This window comes from Pseudomonas sp. PS02303 (genome assembly GCF_029959925.1).
GTDB classification, from domain to species: Bacteria; Pseudomonadota; Gammaproteobacteria; order Pseudomonadales; family Pseudomonadaceae; genus Aquipseudomonas; species Aquipseudomonas mandelii.
Map to the genome: position 1 here is coordinate 1 of NZ_JASCOM010000466.1, position 2,311 is coordinate 2,311.

The 2,311-nt window shown below is 57.8% G+C and carries 4 protein-coding genes; 2 read left to right on the top strand and 2 right to left on the bottom strand.

Annotated features, from left to right (window positions below; translation table 11 throughout):
- Nucleotides 1-185: 185 nt before the first annotated feature.
- Both QMX98_RS34105 and QMX98_RS34110 read left to right on the top strand, forming a co-directional pair.
- The gene (locus QMX98_RS34105) at nucleotides 186-491 is read left to right on the top strand and encodes a DUF6482 family protein (protein WP_154501778.1); all 306 of its coding nucleotides are present in this window, start codon (nucleotides 186-188) and stop codon (nucleotides 489-491) included.
- A 126-nt stretch (nucleotides 492-617) separates the two neighbouring features.
- Nucleotides 618-1,235, top strand: a complete 618-nt coding sequence (locus QMX98_RS34110; RefSeq protein ID WP_010467525.1) for an FKBP-type peptidyl-prolyl cis-trans isomerase — start codon at nucleotides 618-620, stop codon at nucleotides 1,233-1,235.
- 113 nt (nucleotides 1,236-1,348) lie between these two features.
- On the opposite strand, the gene QMX98_RS34115 is transcribed toward QMX98_RS34110, so the two are convergent.
- Both QMX98_RS34115 and QMX98_RS34120 read right to left on the bottom strand, forming a co-directional pair.
- Entirely contained in the window at nucleotides 1,349-1,606 is a 258-nt protein-coding gene (locus QMX98_RS34115; protein ID WP_010467526.1) for a hypothetical protein, read from the bottom strand.
- 205 nt (nucleotides 1,607-1,811) lie between these two features.
- Entirely contained in the window at nucleotides 1,812-2,153 is a 342-nt protein-coding gene (locus tag QMX98_RS34120) for a zinc ribbon domain-containing protein YjdM (RefSeq protein WP_010467527.1), read from the bottom strand.
- Between the last annotated feature and the right edge of the window lie 158 nt (nucleotides 2,154-2,311).

The window sequence follows — 2,311 nt, forward strand, 5'->3', positions numbered from 1 at the left end:
AGGCTTGCCCGCGAAGGGGCTGTGTCAGTCGATACAGTTGTTGCCAGTCACACCGCCTTCGCGGGCAAGCCTCGCTCCTACAGTCAGGTGCAAACAGACGGGCGGTGTCGTTTGTGGCTTGTACTTTGAGGTGCCGAAGCCTATGCATGTATTGATATTGGCTTGACACCGTATGAGGTGCATTCATGAACCTTGTTGAATTACGTGCATATGCCATCGCAGGGAAAGTCGATGAGCTGAACCTGATTTCTATGGAAGGCGGGATCTACCTGCTGGAGGCGCGCATGCATGGGGCGGCGTATCCGTTAAGTGATGCCCGCGACCATATGCTCCACCTGCGTTCGGTGGAGCATGCGCGTCAAGTGCTGCACCGCTTCCCCACCTTGCCTTTCAACCTTGTGCACACGTCGGTCCATGATGAAATGTGCGGACTCGGTGCCAGTGCAGAAGAGGGCCTGAAGGTGCCGATCGCCTTCAGTTCTCGCTGGTAGCAATGACCCCCTGATCAGCGCAACGGCATCTGTGCTAGTCTGCTGGCCCTTTTGGTTCCGGGCGCTCCGGGACGCGCTGTGCACGCACGGCAAGTTCCCGGGCCGTCCGCACAGCGGAGCAGTGTCATGTCCGAAGTAAATCTGTCCACCGACGAAACCCGCGTCAGCTACGGTATTGGCCGTCAGCTGGGCGACCAACTGCGCGACAACCCGCCACCGGGCGTTAACCTGGACGCGATCCTGGCTGGCCTGACCGACGCGTTCGCCGGTAAGCCTAGCCGTGTCGGTCAGGAAGAAATGTCCGCCAGCTTCAAGGTGATCCGCGAAATCATGCAGGCCGAAGCAGCTGCAAAAGCCGAAGCGGCTGCTGGCGAAGGCCTGGCTTTCCTGGCTGAAAACGCCAAGCGTGACGGCATCACCACCTTGGCCTCGGGCCTGCAATTCGAAGTGCTGACTCAAGGTGAAGGCGCCAAGCCAACCCGTGAAGATCAAGTGCGCACTCACTACCACGGCACCCTGATCGACGGCACTGTGTTCGACAGCTCCTACGATCGTGGCCAGCCTGCAGAATTCCCGGTTGGCGGCGTGATCGCTGGCTGGACCGAAGCCCTGCAACTGATGAATGCCGGTAGCAAATGGCGCCTGTACGTGCCGAGCGAACTGGCTTACGGCGCTCAAGGCGTTGGCAGCATTCCGCCGCACAGCGTTCTGGTATTCGACGTCGAACTGCTCGACGTTCTGTAAGCTCTTGATTCTGTAGGAGTGAAGCTTGCTCGCGAATGCATCACCTCGGTTCAAGTCAGAACCGAGTTGTCAGGTTCGCGGGCAAGCCTCGCTCCTACGGGGTTTAGTGCTACTCATACTTCGATCTTGTGGTTCAGATCGCTCGTCGGGCGCAACGCCCGGGCGTAGCAGAACAGAAACAGATTGCGCACCAGTTCCTTGAGCACCACCGGCTCGCAGGAACTCAAGCCGTTGACGTCCAGATCACCCTGATCCTGCAGCTCGTTCAAGGCTTCTTCTTCAAGCACTGCACAGACTTCCCCGGTTTCCCGATGCAGGATCCTGAGGTAGGGGTGTGGGCGGTCCAGCCAGGCATCGATCAAATAAGTCATGGGTCTCATCTCCATTGATGGGTTTCAATGAGAATAATTCTTGTTCATCAAATAGCAAGGACCTATTGGCGGTTTGTGATTTTTTCCGGGTAAAGATTGCGTAAGGTCAAAACGGCTGGCGTTTGGCTATTGCGAGGATATGTGGGGAGAGGCGGGGCGGGTGAAGCACCATCCCACGCAGGGCGCGGGATGGAAGACAACAGAATCAGACTTTTCTGACGAACTCGGACTTGAGCTTCATCGGGCCGATGCCGTCTATCTTGCAGTCGATGTCGTGATCGCCATCGCACAGGCGGATGTTCTTGACCTTGGTGCCGACCTTGACCACCAGCGACGTGCCTTTGACCTTCAGGTCCTTGATCACGGTGATGGTGTCGCCGTCCTGCAGGACGTTGCCGACCGAATCTTTTTTCACGGTGTCATCGGACGCCGCTTCGGCTTCGCCGCTGGCGGACCACTCGTGGGCGCACTCGGGGCAGATCAGCTGAGCGCCGTCTTCGTAGGTGTACTCGGAATTGCATTTTGGGCAGGGTGGCAACGTGCTCACTAAAGCTCCTTGGATTCAGGATCGCTAAAAAGCGCACATTATATAGGGTTTTAGCTGGGAGGGGGCGACGCCAAAAACTGTGGGAGCGAGCCAGCTCGCGAAAGCGGTGTGCCAGTCAGCATTCGACTGACAGATTGCTTTCGCGAGCAGGCTCGCTC